Source organism: Daejeonella sp., from assembly GCF_017495225.1.
Classification (GTDB): domain Bacteria; phylum Bacteroidota; class Bacteroidia; order Sphingobacteriales; family Sphingobacteriaceae; genus Daejeonella.
Genome location: NZ_JAFEIG010000036.1, coordinates 25,933 through 43,309, shown reverse-complemented (window position 1 = coordinate 43,309; position 17,377 = coordinate 25,933). Strand labels below are relative to the sequence as shown.

The window sequence follows — 17,377 nt, the reverse complement described above, 5'->3', positions numbered from 1 at the left end:
AAAAAAGACTAAACTAAAAAATCTTGTCAACTCATTTCTAAATACTATGTACTAAATACTAACTACTAATTGGGAGCAAAGAATAAGGAGCAAGGAGTAAGGACAAAAAAAAGACTAAACTAAAAAATCTTGTCAACTCATTTCTAAATACTATGTACTAACTACTAATTGGGAGCAAAGAATAAGGAGCAAGGAGTAAGGACAGAAAGGAGCTAGTTAAAAAATAAAGTCTTATCAGTTCATTTCTAAATACTTTGTACTAAATACTATGTACTAAATACTAAATTGTCTGAACTATGATTTATTTGATTAATGGGATTAGGGAGATTATTAATGTAAAATAACTGCCTCTAAGAACTAGGCTTCGAGTACCTCAGCCAGCGGTTTACAGTTGACGCTATCATGACAACTAATCACGGGCTTCGAGTACCTCAGCCAACGGGTAACAGATGTCGACAGCCTGACAACTGACAACTGATAACTGATAAAGATAACTCTTTTCCTGCCTTCAAGAACTAGGCTTCGAGAACCTCAGCCACCGGTTGTAGGCAATAGCCACCGGGTACCATATGTCGCTAGCCTGATAACTGACAACCGATAACTGACAACTGATCCCGGACTTCAAGAACCTCAGCCAGCGGGTAACAGATGTCGCCAGCCTGACAACTGACAACTGATAACTAATAAAGATAAGTCATTTCCCACCTTCAAGAACTAGGCTTCGAGAACTTCAGCCACCAGGTAACAGATGTCGCCAGCCTGATAACTGACAACTGATAACTGATAACTGACAACTGATAACTAATCCCTAATCCTACCAACTACCCTAAACTTCTCAAAAACCTTCTCCGAATGTGGTGCGTCTTTTAACTCCTCCGTCAAATCTTGTCCCGCCCAATGCTCGTAGTGTTTGCCATTTTTCCATAAGCGACTTTCAGTCACGTCGTAAATTAATCCCTTAAAGGCTACCCATATTTCAGGTTTATCCTGTCCGTTGCGTAAGGCTAAGTACGATTTACTATATTCAGGCAAATCCATCATTTTGCAACTCTAGCTCTTTTCCTAAAATACTCAAACAATAAAATATTGATTAATAGCATGGAAAGAGAATAAAAATGATCTTCAAAGGGAATAGTTCCTACGCGGAAAGCCATATTTTCGGCATTATTGTACATCACAATAGGAATAGATGTTAATAAGCCATTAACGAGGTAAAATGGGATTAATGAAACGAGATAGGCTAAGTAAAAGCGACTCATAATAGTGCTTTTTACTACAAATTCGGTAATAATTAGCACTACAGCCAATAATCCGAAAGTAATTAAGGGATAAACTCGATCATAGAAAAGAACAAGCATTAAAATTGAAAAGGCGATCAGAAAATAGCTTATCGGACTTGAAAACCGCTTTAAAAGATCCGGTTTAACATAATAATTCAAGCATTCATACACAAAAATGCAGGCAAAAGGCACTGTAATAAAGAAAAGAATTTCCTCTATAGGTAAGTCTAGGATATGAAAACCAATGATATATTCCGGGTTAAAGGACCAAACGCCATAAATTGTAAATAGGTAATCCCAAAAAAGAAAAAGCAAGCCCGTAATTAAAAGTCCCGGGAAAACATAAGCCCAACTCTTAAAAAAAGCCACTCTTTTATCAAAAGAGAGCACAATTGGGAAAAAGATGGTCAAGAAATTGATCAGCAGATAAGAAAATTCCATATGTAAATTTAGGCATTCTTCTTAAATGCATGTACCTTCTCCCAAAAAACTGAAAGATATTTACACTATTATATCAATTCATAAATACTGCGCGCCCTTTTTGGGGATCATAATCATTCAATGATTTTTTCAATAGCTTCCTTGCCACATGGATCCTAGTCTTAACTGTACCAATCGGAATGGTGAGATGTTCGGCAATCTCATGATATTTATGCCCATCAAAATACATTGTAAATGGCACATAATACTCATCTGAAAGGTTTTCAAGGGCATTTTTAATATCGTCCATCACAAATTTCGACTCGCCTTGATTATTGCTGGCACTGTACATTAAATTAGAATAATGAATGTCTTCAGATTGTATAACCATTGTGCCAATTTTTACAAAACGCCTGTATTTATTAATAAAGGTGTTTTTCATGATGGTATAAAGCCAACCCTTCAGGTTTGTACCTTCCTTAAACTTATTGCAATAGGATAGAGCTTTAAGTATCGTATCCTGAACAAGATCATTGGCATCCTCCGCATCGTGAGTAAATCGGAGTGCATAAAGCTTTAATGAATCGGCCTGACGTGTGACCATGGTGTTAAATTCGATGCTAGTCATGTTGTTTAGCTTATATGTTAATACTCTGAACCACCAAGAAATCGGTGTTCAATGAAAGACATACTAAATTAAACAATTGCTATGCCCCTAAGAGGAGCTCAGAAAAACTGTATACCAAATTGTAAAGATTGCACACAATTGTGTGAAGTAGAGGAATTAAATGATGTTCACCTCACGCTCCAAGAGAATGCCATACTTAGCATTAACACTATCGATAATTGAGGAAGAGAACTGAAATATTTCATCTCCAGTAGCATGACCATGATTTACCAATACTAAGGCTTGGTTTTTCCATGTTCCTGTGTTCCCTACTACTTTACCCTTCCAATCACATTGCTCAATAAGCCAACCGGCAGAAACCTTAACATAGCCCTCTCCTGCCGGAAAATGCACTATATCAGCAAACTGTGATTTCAATCTATTAAATGTAGACTCGGCTATAATAGGATTCTTGAAAAAACTTCCTGCATTACCAATGGTTGTGGGATCTGGGAGCTTACTCACCCGAATATGCGAAATCACCTGCGATAACTGCTTGATACTGGGCACATTAATACCTCGCTTAGCCAATTCCTCAGTAATTGCGCCATAGCTAACATTGGGCTTAAATATTTTTGAGAGCTTAAAAGTCACTTCCGTGATGATGTACAATCCCTTGAATGAGGATTTAAACACGCTATCACGATAGCTAAAAGCACAATCTTCTTTGGAAAAAACCTTAATTTTACCCGTAGAAATCTCAAAAGCACGACAAGAATGGAAAATATCTTGAAGTTCAACTCCATATGCACCAATATTTTGGACGGGAGATGCTCCCACAGAACCGGGAATGAGACTTAAATTTTCAATTCCTGCATAGTCATTATCTACACAGTAATTTACCAGATCATTCCATACAATACCAGCCCCAGCACGTACATAAACATCATTTCCTTCAATTTCTGCACTTAATCCCTGGATTTTAAGATGAATGACTAAACCTCCAAAGTTTTGGGTAAAGAGCATATTGCTACCCCCTCCTAGGACTAATCGAGGATAATCTCTCCACTTATCATCAGAAAATAAGTCCTGTAGGTCATTTTCAGATTCAATATCCACAAAATATTCGGCTCTTGCTTCTACACCAAAGGTATTAAGTGTTTTTAGTGAGATATTTTCAAGTACCTGCATACAATTATTGTGAAGATTGGTTTGATTGCTTAAAATACTTTTTGGATGCTAATAACAATCCGAACTCTTCAGAAGGATTTTTCTCAGTCGATTTATGATGAATTTTATGCGCCCTGCGAATTCCCAAAAGATAGGAATTGTCGGTCTTAAAACTCTTTAACCGATTATGAATGAACCAGTCGTGGAAAATAAAATAGATAATACCATAGATAGAAATTCCGATACCTACCCAAAACTTGAAATCCAAGTTTGCTTTACCTTCCCAAATTAAATACATGGATGTAGCGCCAAAAAGGAGGCTAAAAACATCGTTCAGCTCAAACCAACCTGAACGATGTTGATGATGCGTTTTATGAATAAACCATAGCGGACCATGGAACAAGTATTTATGAATAAACCATGAAAATGCTTCCATTCCAGCTAGAGTAGCAAGTATGATCGCAGTATTGATGATTATTTGCATATCTATTCTAAATCCTTTTTAAAAGAAATTAAATATGGATGGCTCTGTTTTCTGTCGCAGCCATACTTGCCTCTTTAAATGCCTCAGTATAAGTAGGGTGCGCATGAGAAATTCTAGCAATATCCTCTGCAGATGCTCTAAATTCCATCGCCACAACAGCCTCAGCAATCATATCCGCAGCTCTTGGTCCGATCATGTGAACTCCCAAAATTTCATCAGTAGTAGCATCAGCTAAAACTTTAACAAAACCATCGGTATCATTACTTGCACGTGCTCTTCCGCTCGCCTTGAACGGGAAAGAACCCGCTTTAAATTTAATTCCCGCTTCTTTTAATTGTTCTTCCGTCTGACCAACACTGGCTACTTCTGGCCAAGTATAAACAACACCTGGAATAAGATTATAATTGATATGCGGCTTCTGTCCCGCAATAATTTCAGCAACATAAGTACCTTCATCTTCCGCTTTATGCGCAAGCATGGCACCCTTTACCACATCACCAATAGCATAAATACCTGGTACTGAGGTTTCAAGATGAGCATTTACAGGAATTTTCTTACCTCTCTCTTCTAAGCTTATCCCAATGTTTTCAAGCCCTAAATTTTCGGTATATGCTGTACGACCAACGGCAACAAGGCAATAATCGCCCTCCAGACTAATCTTTTCACCTTTAGCATTATCGGCTGTAACCGTAACTTTTGATCCTTTTACACTTGCACCAGTCACTTTATGGCTTAGTAAAAACTCCATTCCCTGCTTAGCAAGTACTTTTTGGAGCTCCTTACCCAAGCTTTTATCCATAGTCCCGATAATTGAATCCATAAATTCAACCACGGTAACTTTTGAACCTAAACGAGCATAAACAGATCCTAATTCTAATCCGATAACACCGCCACCTATAAGAATTAGGTGTTTAGGGATTTCCTGCAGATTTAAAGCCTCTGTAGAAGTAATAATACGCTTACCATCAGTCTTTAAGAATGGCAATTGTGTTGGCTTTGAACCAGTTGCTAGAATAATATTTTTAGCAGTGATATTCTCTGAAGAACCATCGGCCTTCGTAACCTTAACTGTATTTTTATCAAGCATAGAACCCATTCCATGGTAGGTGCTTACCTTATTTTTCTTAAATAAATAGGTAATCCCACCAGTAGTTTGAGCAACTACCTCATTCTTACGATTAACCATTTGCTTAATATCAGGAGAAAGATCTTTCAGATTAATACCATGCTCCTTAAAAGTATGTGCTGCATTATGATAATGCTCTGAAGAGTCTAATAAGGCCTTTGACGGAATACAACCCACATTTAAGCAGGTACCACCATAAGTACTATATTTTTCTATAATTGCTGTTTTCAAACCCAATTGGGCACAACGAATGGCGGCAACATAACCACCGGGACCACTTCCTATTACTATTACGTCAAATTGCATGCGATAATATCTTTAATTTCATTCAAAGTTAATAAATATCGACCCTTAAAAAAATTCGATTATTAAAATGTTGCGCAATTAGGTAATATTTAAAATGTTTTATTTAATTAGATTTGAAAAAACATTAAAAACAATCAGCATGCAAAAAATATATGCCTTAACTCTTTTGTTGGCCTGCCTATGTACAAAAGCTGCATTTTCACAAGGTCCAAATGATGTATTCTCAAAAGCAGATACGCTAAGAGGGACTTTAAGCGAATTTAGAAGTTCTTATGACATTAATTATTACCATTTAAACGTAAAACTTGACATTGAAAATAAATTTATCAGCGGATCGAATTTATTCAAGTTTAGGGCTGTAAATGATATCAAGCGACTACAATTTGATCTTTTTGAACAACTTAAGGTTGAAAAGGTAGTTTATAAAGGCATAGAGATCCCTTTTAAAAGAGAATTTAATGCAGTTTTCATCGATTTCCCGAGCACGATAAAGAAAGGCAGTACTGACGAATTTACAGTCTTTTATAGTGGAAATACCATAATAGCTAAGCGTGCCCCATGGGATGGTGGTTTCAGTTATGCAAAAGATAAACAAGGAAAACCTTGGGTTGCGGTGTCTTGCCAGGGCTTTGGGGCAAGTTCTTGGTGGCCAAATAAGGATCACCAATCGGATGAGGTGGATAGCATGATGATTAGCGTTAGCGTACCCAAAGGTTTAATGAATGTAAGTAATGGACGCTTGCTTTCCACAAAAAATACCGACCCTAACTATACCCAGTACAATTGGTTTGTTTCCTACCCCATTAATAATTACAACGTGACCCTTAACATCGCTGATTATGCGCACTTTAAGGATTCATATGCCGGCGAAAACGGGAATTTAACCCTCGATTATTATGTCTTAAAAGAAAACCTTGAGAAGGCACAAAAGCAATTCAATGCCAACGTAAAACCGATGTTTACATCCTTTGAGAATTGGTTTGGCCCCTATCCCTTCTATCGCGATGGATTTAAGTTAGTGGAAACTCCTTATTTAGGAATGGAGCATCAAAGTGCAGTTGCTTATGGTAATAAATATTTAAACGGCTATTTAGGTCGGGATTTGTCAGGCACTGGACTTGGAATGAGCTGGGATTATATCATCATCCATGAAACTGGACACGAATGGTTTGGCAATAATATTACATCCAAAGACATTGCAGATATGTGGATTCATGAAGGATTTACAACCTATACCGAAGCAATATTCGTTGAGAGTCGCGACGGAAAAGAGGCTGGTGCAAGATACATTGAAGGAATAAGAAAAAATATCAGAAATGATAAACCTATCACTGGACCCTACGGAGTAAATCAAGAAGGTTCGGGCGATATGTATCCTAAAGGAGCTAATTTGCTTCATTTAACCCGTACAATTATCAATGATGATAAAAAATGGCGTGAAATATTGAGAGGCTTGAATAGCGAATTCGGATTAAAAACCAGTACTACAGAAGACATTGTTGGATTTATTAATCAGACTTCAGGGAAGGATTTTACTAAGGTTTATAATCAATATCTTAACTATAAAAGCATCCCAATTCTTGAGTATAAAACAAGTGGGAAACAAACGCAATATCGCTGGATTGCCAATGTTCAAGATTTTAATATGCCAATTAGAATTAATTCGGGAGAGAAACAAACTTGGATTTATCCAACAAGCGAATGGAAGAAAATTGCTCTCAAAAAGGGATTCAAACCTGATTTGAAGAATTTTTACGTGGAACTAAAAGAATTAAAATAAAAATAGAGAAAAGGTGCAACGTTTATAAAAACATTTCGTCTTTAAATAAAATCAATGATATATTAGAATATGAAAAAAATAATCAAGGGACTAACATTCATGCTGTTTGTAGTCGCAATTTCTAACTTTGCTCTGGCATGTACTGGAACCTTTTCAATAGGAAGCACTGCAAACATAGTAGATGAAAACCGAACAGTAGCTGGCTTCTCAGGTGTATCATCTGCTGGCAACTATAACGTTTATATAACAATGGGAACGAGTGAAAGTCTCCGTTTAGAAGGCAATGCTGAGGTTATAAGTGAAATTGAGACCAGAATTGAGAATGGCATCTTAAAAATCGGAAGAAAGAAAACGCTAAACAAAAGGACTTGGAAAAGTACAGAGCGTATAGATATTTACATAGAGGCCAAAACACTTCATAGCCTTACTGTGGTTGGTTCGGGAGATATTCAGGTTAGCGGATTGGTTAATTCTACTAAGCTCACCAACACTATAAGTGGTTCAGGAAATATTACCTTAGAGATGGATGCTGAAAACTATGTGGCATTAATCAGTGGGTCTGGTAAAATTGATGCTAAAGGAAAATCAGAAAACACATCTATAACTATTGCAGGTTCGGGCAATTTCATGGGTAAGAATCTACAATCAGAAATTGCGAATGCAAAGATTAGCGGCTCAGGAGATATTGAAATTCATGTGAACAAGAACTTGGATGCCCTGATTAGTGGCTCAGGAAACATCAAATATGCTGGAAATCCGAGCGTAAAATATACGAAATCGGGCTCAGGTAATATTTCAAAATACTAAACATAATTTACTCATTTTTCTTGACATTTTAGCAAAAAATCGAATAAAATCGATCAAAAGCTACAAATAACATAAAGCAAAAGGCCGGTACATTTAAATGCACCGGCCTTTTATATAAGATTAATTTTCTATCTCATTAAACTCCTAGAAGCAATCTAGTAGGATCTTCCAATAATTGCTTAACCTTCACCAAGAATCCAACAGATTCACGTCCGTCGATAATTCTATGATCATAAGATAAAGCCACATACATAATTGGGCGAATAACAACTTGTCCATTTACTGCTACCGGGCGCTCTACGATATTGTGCATTCCTAAAATTGCAGACTGAGGAGCATTGATAATTGGCGTCGACATCATCGAACCAAATACACCGCCATTGGTAATTGTAAAAGTACCACCAGTCATTTCTTCTAGAGTTAACTTACTATCACGTGCCTTCACTGCTAATGCCATTACAGAAGCTTCAATTTGAGCTAAAGACATCGCTTCTGCATTTCTGATTACAGGAACTACTAATCCTTTTGGTGCAGAAACAGCAATTGAAATATCAGCGAAATCATTAAATACAATTTCTTCACCTTCAATGCGAGCATTTACTGAAGGGTATTCCTTCAATGCCTCACAAACTGCTTTGGTGAAGAAAGACATGAATCCTAAACCAACACCATGCTTTTCTTTGAATTTATCTTTGTATTTGGCACGAATATCCATAATTGGCTGCATATCAACCTCATTGAAGGTTGTTAGCATCGCAGTTTCATTTTTAACTGAAACCAAGCGCTTTGCAACGGTCTTTCTTAAAGAAGACATTTTTTCGCGTCTTTCAGAACGAGAACCAGGTACAGAAGCGGCAACAACAGGAGCGGCTGCAGGAGCTGCTGCTTTCTTAGAAGAATCTGCATTTAAGGCATCTTCTTTAGTTAATCTACCTCCAACACCAGTTCCTTTAACACTAGCGGCATCAACACCCTTCTCAGCTAAAATCTTAGCCGCCGAAGGCGATGGAGCGCCAGAAGCATAAGTACTAGCCTTTGCATCTTCAGTCTTAGGTGCAGCCTCCTTTGTTTCAGCCTTTGGAGCAGCTTCTTCTTTTGCTGCTGCAGGCTGTCCGCCTTCCTCAATACTACATACAGGAGCACCAATTGCAAGGGTATCTCCCTCACTAGCAATAGTTTTTAAAGTCCCAGCTTTCTCAGCTGTTAGCTCAAAAGTTGCTTTATCCGACTCTAATTCGGCAATTACTTCATCCATTTCAACATAGTCGCCGTCCTTTTTTATCCATTGGGATAAGGTAACTTCAGAAATAGATTCGCCAACTGGTGGGACTTTGATCACTAAACTCATAATGGTATTTTTTAATAAAATTCTTCAATATTAACAAATATACGTGCTGCTCTTCTATTATTTTTTACTTTTCGATCCAGCAACATTTTCAAAAGCACTACTTACAATATATAATTGCTGTGCCGCATGTTGTTTGGCATAGCCTGTAGCTGTACTACTACTCTCCTTACGGGATATTAAATCGAAGTCGAATGCTGATTTACGGAACTTCCTTGAAATATAAGGCCATGCACCCATATTTTCTGGCTCTTCCTGCACCCAAATCAATTCGGAAGCATTTTTATACTTACTTTTTATTGCTTCAAGCTGCGTTAATGGTAATGGATATAACTGCTCTAAACGAACAATAGCCACGTCATTTCTCTTATCAGTCTGCTGCTTATCGAGCAGGTCATAATAAACCTTACCACTACAGAAAAGAACACGCTTAACATCTGCTGCTTTTACAAAAGCATCATCAATAACTTCTTGGAAGTTCCCTTTAGTAAATTCTTCGAGTGAACTCACACACTTCGGACTTCTCAACAAGCTTTTAGGCGTAAAGACTACTAGCGGCTTACGGAAATCGCGTTTTAACTGTCTACGTAAAATGTGAAATAAGTTTGCTGGCGTTGTACAATTGGCAACTTGGATATTATCATCGGCACAAGCCTCCATAAAACGTTCTATCCTTGCAGATGAATGTTCTGGTCCCTGACCTTCAAAACCGTGCGGAAGCAACATCACTAAACCATTAGAACGTTGCCATTTAGTCTCGGCGCTGGTAATAAACTGATCGATTACAATTTGAGCACCATTCACAAAGTCTCCAAATTGAGCCTCCCAGATAGTCAGTGCCATTGGGTTTGCTAGCGCATAACCATATTCAAAACCTAAAACACCATATTCTGACAAATGAGAATTGTAAATTTCAAACTTCGCAATATCACTATTTAATTGAGCAAGAGGGATATACTCTTCTTCAGAATCCTCCAATGTTAAAACAGCATGGCGATGAGAGAAAGTACCTCTTTCCACATCTTGACCACTGATACGCACTCTAAAACCTTCCTTAAGCAATGTTGCATAAGCTAGTAATTCGCCCATAGCCCAATCAAAGACTTTGGTATCAGCCATTTTTCTACGCTCATCAAAAAGTTTTTCAATCTTCTTGAAAAATTTCTTCCCACTTGGCAAGGTGCTAATAGATTTTGCTAACTCAAGCATCTCTTTTTCAGAGACTTTCGTTTCCACAGGCTTTAAAATAGAGCCTTCCTTAGCTAATTTTAAACCAGCCCAAACACCTCCAAATACCTGATGAACTGCCGAGTAGTTCTCTTCTTTGGCTTGATTTAATTTTTCCTGCAAAAGGGCACGGAAATCTTTTTCCATTTCCTTCGCAAGATTGGCATCTACAGTCCCTTGATCTAATAATTTCTGATTATAAATTTCACGTGGATTAGCATGTTTCTCAATAGCCTTGTATAAAAGTGGCTGTGTGAATTTAGGCTCATCCGCTTCATTATGGCCATAACGGCGGTAACAAAGAATATCAATAAATACGTCATTATGGTACTTCTGACGATATTCAACGGCCATGTTAATAGCATAAACGATGGCTTCAACATCATCACCATTTACGTGAAATACTGGCGAAAGGGTCACTTTTGCAAGGTCAGTACAATAAGTTGATGAACGAGCATCCTTATAATTAGTGGTAAATCCGACTTGGTTATTGATCACAAGGTGAATACTTCCGCCTGTTCTATAGCCATCAAGCTTAGCCATTTGTAAAACCTCATAGGTGATACCTTGTCCGGCAAGAGATGCATCCCCATGAATCAAAATCGGTGCAATGCGCTTATGATTACCTTCGTATTTAAAATCAATTTTTGAGCGTACCATACCCTGAACCACCGAATCAACGGTTTCAAGATGCGATGGATTAGGACATAAGCTTAAGTGAACGTTCTTTCCTGAATCAGTTTTTACGTCTGTTGAGTAGCCCATGTGATACTTTACATCGCCCCCAAATGGAGTATTTACATCGTATCCTTTCCCTTCAAATTCAGAGAAAATATCTTTGTAGGTCTTCTGCATGATATTAGCTAGGACATTCAAACGACCTCTATGCGCCATACCAATTACAAATTCTTCAATTCCTAGCTCAGCACCTTTGTGAATTACTGAATCTAAGGCAGGAATAACAGCTTCTGCACCTTCAAGAGAAAATCTTTTCTGACCTAAAAACTTAGTTCCGAGGAAATTTTCAAAGACAACCGCCTCATTCAACTTACTCAATATTCTCTTTTTGGTATCAATATTAAAATTAGGAGTATTTCGCTCCGACTCCATCCTGTGTTCAAACCACTTTAGTTTTTCAGGATTTCTAACATATTTATATTCAACGCCTATCGACTGGCAATAAGTTTGCTCAACTAGGGCAAGAATCTCACGCAAAGTAGCAGCACCAAGGCCTACTTCAACACCAGCATTAAAAACGGTATTAAGATCTGAATCTTCTAAACCAAAAGTACTAAGTTCTTTTCCTGGGAAGTAAGATCTACGCTCACGAACGGGATTAGTTTTTGTGAACAAATGCCCACGCTGCCTATAACCATTGATAAGGTTTAAAACTTTTATTTCTTTGAGAAAGTGATCGGGAGTTTCGGCACTTACAACTCCAGCTTCAGATCCACGACCAAAATCGAAACCTTCAAAAAATTTCTGCCATCCAAAATCAATAGAGTTTGGATCTTCTTTGTATGATTGATAAAGAGAATCGATGTATTCGGAATTCGCGTTACTTAGGTATGATAATTTATCCATTTAAAAACAATGTCTTTTGCGACACAAAAATAAGACTTTAAGCATAGAATCCTGAAAATTGAGCGCTATTTTTTAATTTAAGTCAAACAATTTAATCAGAATAATTGCATGTGAAATTAGTAAAAATGTTCCAAAAAACGCCCTAAATATTCAAAAGAGCATAATTTGAACAGTTATTTAAATTTTTCCCTTCGTAGCACCAAGTTCTGGCGCATAAACTGGAGCTTTCTCGAAACTCTTCAACTGGTATTCTGCACGCTCATCTTCCGAAATTTTCCAAGGTTGATGAATATTTTCAGGGCTCAAGGGACTTAATTCTGGAAACCAGAGTTTCACATAATTTCCTTGAGAATCATAGTCTAAAGCTTGCTTAAGCACATTAAAATAACGATATTCTCTAGGGTCATTTCCTACACCAGCGATATAAGCCCAATTGCCCCAATTATTTGCGGGACAGTAATCGATTAGCTTTTCTTCAAAATAAGCTGCTCCCCACATCCAATTAACTTTGAGATCCTTAACTAGAAAACTTGCTACATTTTGACGCCCTCTATTACTCATAAATCCTGTAGCATTGAGTTCGCGCATGTTTGCATCCACAAAAGGTATTCCTGTTTCACCCTTTTTCCAAAGTTCGAAATATGCCAATTGACTTTCTCCTTCTTCGGGTGCAACACCCTTAAAACCAGACTTTTGAAAGAATTTATTTCCGTATTTTTTAAACATATAGCGGAAATAATCACGCCATAATAATTCGAGGTAAAGTCCGTAGCTTGAATCATTTGCCCCATGAACCTGCTCATATTTCTTAATTTCCCAATATACTTCACGTGGTGAAAGGCATCCTAAGGCAATCCACGCTGAAAATTTAGAAGAATAATCTGCTCCGATTAAACCATTTCTAGTTTGTTTATATGTTTTTACGGAATTAGTGGTCCAGAAATAATCCTGCAAGCGTTTTAAAGCTTCTGTTTCTCCACCCTGAAATTTCATAACCGAACGTTCATCTATCTTAACTGGCTCAGGAAAACCTAATTCTGATAAACTTGGTAGTTCTCCATATTCTAAATTAGCAGGGAAAGTCATTGCCCCGGGCGCATCATGGCAGCTTCTCACGGAGCTATCACGTTCTATCTTTTTTCGGAAATTGCTAAATACATCCGGAATATTATTTATTGGGAAGGGTAAATCTTCTTTATGATAGAGGGTATGACCAATAAAATGTTTAAGATTAATTTTTAATTTCCACAAGGCATCTTCAACCATTGCCGAAACACCAGTTTCTTCAGAGGCTACTTCACGATGGTGATAAACCTCATGAACTTGATATTTAGAAACTAATTCAGGAAGAATATTTTCAGGCCTACCCACGCGAATAATAAGGTCGCCTCCCACATTTTGGAATGATTTACGTAAATCGGCAACACTTTCCAATAGAAATTGGGCACGAATCACTCCAGTTTTTAAAGTATCAAAAGAGGTTAATTCAAAATGCCTAGGATCAAAGCAATAAACAGGAATAATATTATTACCCTTGCGTACCGCCTCAGTTAATATTTCATTATCGTGAATTCGTAAATCCTTTCTAAACCAAACTAATATGGTTTTCCCGCTCATAAGTATAAAGGGCTATCCCTGATTGCTTTTAAAAGAAGAATTTCCTCTTTTTAAAATTTAGGCCAAAATACGGTCTAGAATTGGTTTTATTGATCATTTTCTTGTAAGATTTTTGATAAATAGCAACAATTTTTAAAAAATACAGATATCCTTACGATTTAAGGGGCAAAAGTCGGGGCTTCCTGCTTTGTGAAATAAATTGAATCTAATAATACGATAATATTTAATTATATTTAGTTAGCTAAAATATACTGATATGAAAACAGTAAATAATATCGTACAGAACAATTTCAAATCTATTTTTTCTGTAAGCCCTGAAACTTCGGTATTAGATGCATTACAGGTGATGATGGATAAAAACATTAGTGCATTACTTGTTATGGATGGCACTAAATTGAATGGAATTTTTACGGAAAGAGACTATGCCCGAAAAATTATTTTAGTTGGGAAATCTTCCAAGGCAACAAAAATCAAAGAGGTAATGTCTGAGAAGCTTGTAACAATTGAACTCGGGACAAGCATAGATCATTGTATGCAAATTATGACTGAACGCCGTATCAGGCACTTGCCTATTATTGAAAATGGACTTGTTATTGGTATAATTTCGATTGGTGACCTAGTGAAATTTGTAATTGAAGATCAACAACAAACAATTGAGCAATTGCAGAATTATATTAGCAGTTAATCCAGTCCGGATCGTGGTCCGGACTGACAGAGTTCAAATAATAATATTATCTGACGGATCGGGGCCCAGACTGACAGAGTTTAATAATATGTTTTCTAACGGATCGGGGTCCGGACTGACAGATTTTGAATAATAATTTTTATTAGGGTTTAACGTCGGTTACATTAATTTCAAAATCAAGAGTAGAGAATGCTGGAATAGTTGGAGAGCTCCCTTGCATTCCATAAGCTAAAGAAGATGGAACAAGTAATCTGATGGAGCCACCTTGTTTAATTAATGGAATAGCTTGTATCCACCCTTGAACTAAATTTTTCAAAGCAAACGTAGCTTCACTTCCTGGGGCAGCTCTGTCAAAAACAACGCCATTTAATAATTTACCAGTATAATTTGCAACAATGGTTGAATCTGCTGTAATCGGACTTCCCGTTCCTGGTTGTGCAATTTTGTAATAAAGTCCGGAAGAAGTTTTTGTAAAGCCAGTCAGAGAGTTAGTCTGAAGATATTTTTTAATTGTAAAATCCTCATAATCTGCCAATTTAGAAACATCTAAAATCCTGACTGTCATATCTATTGACGCATTTCCTGGAATATCCCCTGAACCATTACGTCCAAATGCTAAACGTGAAGGAATGATCATTCTGATAGTACCATTTGATTTTTTTAACACTTCTTTTACACCAACTCGAATTGCTTCGGGGTTAAAATAGCCGAGATAGTTATAATATCTATTTGAAACACTAAATGTATCAATAGAAAGATATTTACCATCTAAAGTGCGAGTAGTGATGATTGCGGGTACCATATCAGAATACTCAACTACCGGTCCGGTACCTGGCGATACCACCTGATAATAAATGCCTGAGCTTTCATATTGTTGAACATTCAATTTATTTTGCTGAATATATTCCTGAACAGACCTATCATCAATTACATCAATAGTTTCGTATTCTTTTTTACAAGAAGCTAAAATTACTATTGATAAAAAAACCGGGAATGCGTATTTTGAAAATTGTCTCATTTCGTCTATAAATTATTTTACGTCAGTAAGTTCTATGTCAAAATCAAGAACTGAATTAGCAGGAATTGTGCCAGCTACATTTCGACCATATCCATATTGTGAAGGAATGAGTATTCGTATTTTTCCACCTTTTTGAATTAAGGGAACTCCAATTTGCCATCCTACAATAACTTTTCCAAGAGCGAACGATGGTATTTGTGTTGTTGTTTGGTCAAATATAGAACCATTTAGTAGCCTGCCAGTATATTTTGCAGTTACAACGGTATTTGCATTATAAATTACAGAACCTGTACCTGGACTTAAAATCTGATAATAAACACCACTTGAATGTTTAGTTGCTGTTATTTTATTATCAGCAATGAACTTTACAATTAAAGCTTCATCTAATTCGGCTTGCTTCGCAGGGTCAAAATCATCGTTTTTTGAGCATGAACCTAAGGTTAGCGCCATAATAAACGACAAAATCAATATTTTATTAATCTTCATAATAATGCAAATTTATCCATTTAAATGTTAAAAAGTAAGGATTAACATTATTTAACTAAATAAATAGACAATAATATACGAAAAATAAATAACAATTGAAAGAAAAATCGGCAATAATACTTTAGGAAGCTAGATTAACGTGAGGTTTCCAGGTATCCGTTTTAACTGTTGCTCCCAGCTCATTAAGCATATTATATAAACCAAAATTGGTGCGGTTTACATAAATAAAGTGCTTTACACCTCTAGCCTGCTTAAATTCAGGCATTTTAGCTATCCTCTCACCATAATTATAGAGCTTATCAAAATAGCCCTTTTCGCTAAAGTTGAAGGTTTTAGACATGTATGGCTGAGCAAATAGCTCGATCATTTCTTTATAAACTTGATAGAAAAACTCGATTTGAGAAGCGTTATCATCGGCACGAATCATTTCTAATTCACGGAAAGCAACAATTGTTTTTGCCTTATCCTGAAGCATGTCTGTTGATGTTAAGGAAAAGAAAGGATTATAAAAATCGGATGGCATTTCTTTGATACAGCCAAAATCTATAACTCCCAATTTACCATCGGGCGTGATCAAGAAATTTCCTGGATGTGGATCTGCATGAACAGCTCTTAGTTCATGTTGTTGGAAATTATAAAAATCCCATAAGGCCTGCCCTACCTGATTACGAATCTCCTGAGTAGGATTGGTCTTCAAAAACTCCTTCATGTGCATCCCATCGAGCCACTCCATAGTAATTATTCGCTTCGATGATAAATCAGGGAAATAGGTAGGAAATACTAGATTAGGAATGTTTTTACAAGCTTCCGAGAATTCAATAGAACGTTTAATTTCAAGATCATAATCAGTCTCCTCCAATAAACGATCTTCAACCTCCGACATGTAAACCTCAAGCTCCTTCTGACTCATACCAAGCAAGCGAAAAGCAAAGGGTTTAACCATCTTTAAATCGGATGAGATACTATCCCCAACCCCAGGATATTGAATTTTAACTGCTAATTTCTTCCCATTTAAAACCGCCTGATGCACCTGACCAATTGATGCAGCATTAGTGGATTTGATATTAAATTCATCAAAAATCTGGGATGGAGTTTTTCCGAAATACTTGGTAAAAGTTCTAACAATTAGCGGACCAGACAATGGTGGCGCATTGTATTGGGATAAAGAAAATTGATCTACATAAGCCTTAGGAAGGATATTTTTATCCATGCTAAGCATTTGAGCAACTTTCAAAGCACTGCCTTTTAGCTCACTTAAAGAGGTATAAATATCTGTCGCATTGTCGAGATTTAACTCGTCTTTACTAAGTTCAGGATTAAATAATTTCTTAGAATAATGCTTAATATAATTACCGCCAACCTTAAAACCTGTTTTAACAAATTTTGCCGAACGCTGTGTTTTTGAGGTTGGGATACTATCTTGTTCTTTCATATT

At 36.8% G+C, this 17,377-nt stretch carries 15 protein-coding genes; 3 read left to right on the top strand and 12 right to left on the bottom strand.

All coding sequences use genetic code 11. The annotated features are described in order from the left end of the window. Positions 1-801 precede the first annotated feature (801 nt). The 6 genes from QZ136_RS13420 to lpdA form a co-directional block, all read right to left on the bottom strand. Positions 802-1,041 carry a cytochrome b5 domain-containing protein gene (locus QZ136_RS13420; RefSeq protein ID WP_291404471.1) on the bottom strand — a complete coding sequence of 80 codons (240 nt, stop codon included), beginning with the start codon at positions 1,039-1,041 and terminating at the stop codon, positions 802-804. After that, positions 1,038-1,721, bottom strand: a complete 684-nt coding sequence (locus tag QZ136_RS13415) for a lycopene cyclase domain-containing protein (protein WP_291404469.1) — start codon at positions 1,719-1,721, stop codon at positions 1,038-1,040. The genes QZ136_RS13420 and QZ136_RS13415 overlap by 4 nt, the downstream gene beginning before the upstream one ends. Positions 1,722-1,794: 73 nt before the next feature. Next, positions 1,795-2,328 carry a sigma-70 family RNA polymerase sigma factor gene (locus tag QZ136_RS13410; RefSeq protein ID WP_291404467.1) on the bottom strand — a complete coding sequence of 178 codons (534 nt, stop codon included), beginning with the start codon at positions 2,326-2,328 and terminating at the stop codon, positions 1,795-1,797. Positions 2,329-2,484: 156 nt separating this feature from the next. After that, positions 2,485-3,498, bottom strand: coding sequence for a UDP-N-acetylmuramate dehydrogenase (gene murB / locus QZ136_RS13405; protein WP_291404464.1), 1,014 nt, complete (start codon positions 3,496-3,498; stop codon positions 2,485-2,487). Positions 3,499-3,502: 4 nt separating this feature from the next. Next, complete coding sequence (locus tag QZ136_RS13400; RefSeq protein WP_291404462.1) at positions 3,503-3,961, bottom strand: sterol desaturase family protein; 459 nt, start codon at positions 3,959-3,961, stop codon at positions 3,503-3,505. Positions 3,962-3,989: 28 nt separating this feature from the next. After that, positions 3,990-5,393: a dihydrolipoyl dehydrogenase gene (lpdA, locus tag QZ136_RS13395; RefSeq protein WP_291404461.1), complete on the bottom strand. Its 1,404-nt coding sequence runs from the start codon at positions 5,391-5,393 to the stop codon at positions 3,990-3,992. 139 nt (positions 5,394-5,532) lie between these two features. Between lpdA and QZ136_RS13390 the strand changes: the two genes are divergently transcribed. After that, positions 5,533-7,173 (top strand): M1 family metallopeptidase, encoded by a 1,641-nt coding sequence (locus QZ136_RS13390; RefSeq protein ID WP_291404459.1) that lies wholly within the window; start codon positions 5,533-5,535, stop codon positions 7,171-7,173. 69 nt (positions 7,174-7,242) lie between these two features. Then, positions 7,243-7,980, top strand: a complete 738-nt coding sequence (locus tag QZ136_RS13385) for a head GIN domain-containing protein (RefSeq protein ID WP_291404456.1) — start codon at positions 7,243-7,245, stop codon at positions 7,978-7,980. Between the two features lie 136 nt (positions 7,981-8,116). Here QZ136_RS13385 and odhB read toward each other — a convergent pair whose 3' ends face one another. The 3 genes from odhB to QZ136_RS13370 form a co-directional block, all read right to left on the bottom strand. After that, positions 8,117-9,328 carry a 2-oxoglutarate dehydrogenase complex dihydrolipoyllysine-residue succinyltransferase gene (gene odhB, locus QZ136_RS13380; protein WP_291404454.1) on the bottom strand — a complete coding sequence of 404 codons (1,212 nt, stop codon included), beginning with the start codon at positions 9,326-9,328 and terminating at the stop codon, positions 8,117-8,119. A gap of 57 nt (positions 9,329-9,385) precedes the next feature. Then, complete coding sequence (locus tag QZ136_RS13375; protein WP_291404452.1) at positions 9,386-12,136, bottom strand: 2-oxoglutarate dehydrogenase E1 component; 2,751 nt, start codon at positions 12,134-12,136, stop codon at positions 9,386-9,388. A 177-nt stretch (positions 12,137-12,313) separates the two neighbouring features. After that, positions 12,314-13,753: a DASH family cryptochrome gene (locus QZ136_RS13370; protein ID WP_291404450.1), complete on the bottom strand. Its 1,440-nt coding sequence runs from the start codon at positions 13,751-13,753 to the stop codon at positions 12,314-12,316. Positions 13,754-14,009: 256 nt separating this feature from the next. On the opposite strand from QZ136_RS13370, the gene QZ136_RS13365 reads away from it, so the two are divergent. After that, the gene (locus QZ136_RS13365) at positions 14,010-14,438 is read left to right on the top strand and encodes a CBS domain-containing protein (RefSeq protein ID WP_291404448.1); all 429 of its coding nucleotides are present in this window, start codon (positions 14,010-14,012) and stop codon (positions 14,436-14,438) included. Positions 14,439-14,580: 142 nt separating this feature from the next. On the opposite strand, the gene QZ136_RS13360 is transcribed toward QZ136_RS13365, so the two are convergent. From QZ136_RS13360 to QZ136_RS13350, 3 genes are all read right to left on the bottom strand, one after another. Next, positions 14,581-15,456, bottom strand: a complete 876-nt coding sequence (locus tag QZ136_RS13360; RefSeq protein ID WP_291404446.1) for an FKBP-type peptidyl-prolyl cis-trans isomerase — start codon at positions 15,454-15,456, stop codon at positions 14,581-14,583. A 12-nt stretch (positions 15,457-15,468) separates the two neighbouring features. Continuing rightward, entirely contained in the window at positions 15,469-15,942 is a 474-nt protein-coding gene (locus tag QZ136_RS13355) for an FKBP-type peptidyl-prolyl cis-trans isomerase (RefSeq protein WP_291404444.1), read from the bottom strand. Positions 15,943-16,063: 121 nt separating this feature from the next. Next, positions 16,064-17,374, bottom strand: coding sequence for an AarF/ABC1/UbiB kinase family protein (locus QZ136_RS13350; protein ID WP_291404442.1), 1,311 nt, complete (start codon positions 17,372-17,374; stop codon positions 16,064-16,066). Positions 17,375-17,377: the final 3 nt, after the last annotated feature.

What these genes read in the sequence shown, in the direction of transcription:
- QZ136_RS13420 (WP_291404471.1), bottom strand. Translation starts at nt 1,041, where the DNA reads ATGATGGATTTGCCTGAATATAGTAAATCGTACTTAGCCTTACGCAAC.
- QZ136_RS13415 (WP_291404469.1), bottom strand. Translation starts at nt 1,721, where the DNA reads ATGGAATTTTCTTATCTGCTGATCAATTTCTTGACCATCTTTTTCCCA.
- QZ136_RS13410 (WP_291404467.1), bottom strand. Translation starts at nt 2,328, where the DNA reads ATGACTAGCATCGAATTTAACACCATGGTCACACGTCAGGCCGATTCA.
- murB (WP_291404464.1), bottom strand. Translation starts at nt 3,498, where the DNA reads ATGCAGGTACTTGAAAATATCTCACTAAAAACACTTAATACCTTTGGT.
- QZ136_RS13400 (WP_291404462.1), bottom strand. Translation starts at nt 3,961, where the DNA reads ATGCAAATAATCATCAATACTGCGATCATACTTGCTACTCTAGCTGGA.
- lpdA (WP_291404461.1), bottom strand. Translation starts at nt 5,393, where the DNA reads ATGCAATTTGACGTAATAGTAATAGGAAGTGGTCCCGGTGGTTATGTT.
- QZ136_RS13390 (WP_291404459.1), top strand. Translation starts at nt 5,533, where the DNA reads ATGCAAAAAATATATGCCTTAACTCTTTTGTTGGCCTGCCTATGTACA.
- QZ136_RS13385 (WP_291404456.1), top strand. Translation starts at nt 7,243, where the DNA reads ATGAAAAAAATAATCAAGGGACTAACATTCATGCTGTTTGTAGTCGCA.
- odhB (WP_291404454.1), bottom strand. Translation starts at nt 9,328, where the DNA reads ATGAGTTTAGTGATCAAAGTCCCACCAGTTGGCGAATCTATTTCTGAA.
- QZ136_RS13375 (WP_291404452.1), bottom strand. Translation starts at nt 12,136, where the DNA reads ATGGATAAATTATCATACCTAAGTAACGCGAATTCCGAATACATCGAT.
- QZ136_RS13370 (WP_291404450.1), bottom strand. Translation starts at nt 13,753, where the DNA reads ATGAGCGGGAAAACCATATTAGTTTGGTTTAGAAAGGATTTACGAATT.
- QZ136_RS13365 (WP_291404448.1), top strand. Translation starts at nt 14,010, where the DNA reads ATGAAAACAGTAAATAATATCGTACAGAACAATTTCAAATCTATTTTT.
- QZ136_RS13360 (WP_291404446.1), bottom strand. Translation starts at nt 15,456, where the DNA reads ATGAGACAATTTTCAAAATACGCATTCCCGGTTTTTTTATCAATAGTA.
- QZ136_RS13355 (WP_291404444.1), bottom strand. Translation starts at nt 15,942, where the DNA reads ATGAAGATTAATAAAATATTGATTTTGTCGTTTATTATGGCGCTAACC.
- QZ136_RS13350 (WP_291404442.1), bottom strand. Translation starts at nt 17,374, where the DNA reads ATGAAAGAACAAGATAGTATCCCAACCTCAAAAACACAGCGTTCGGCA.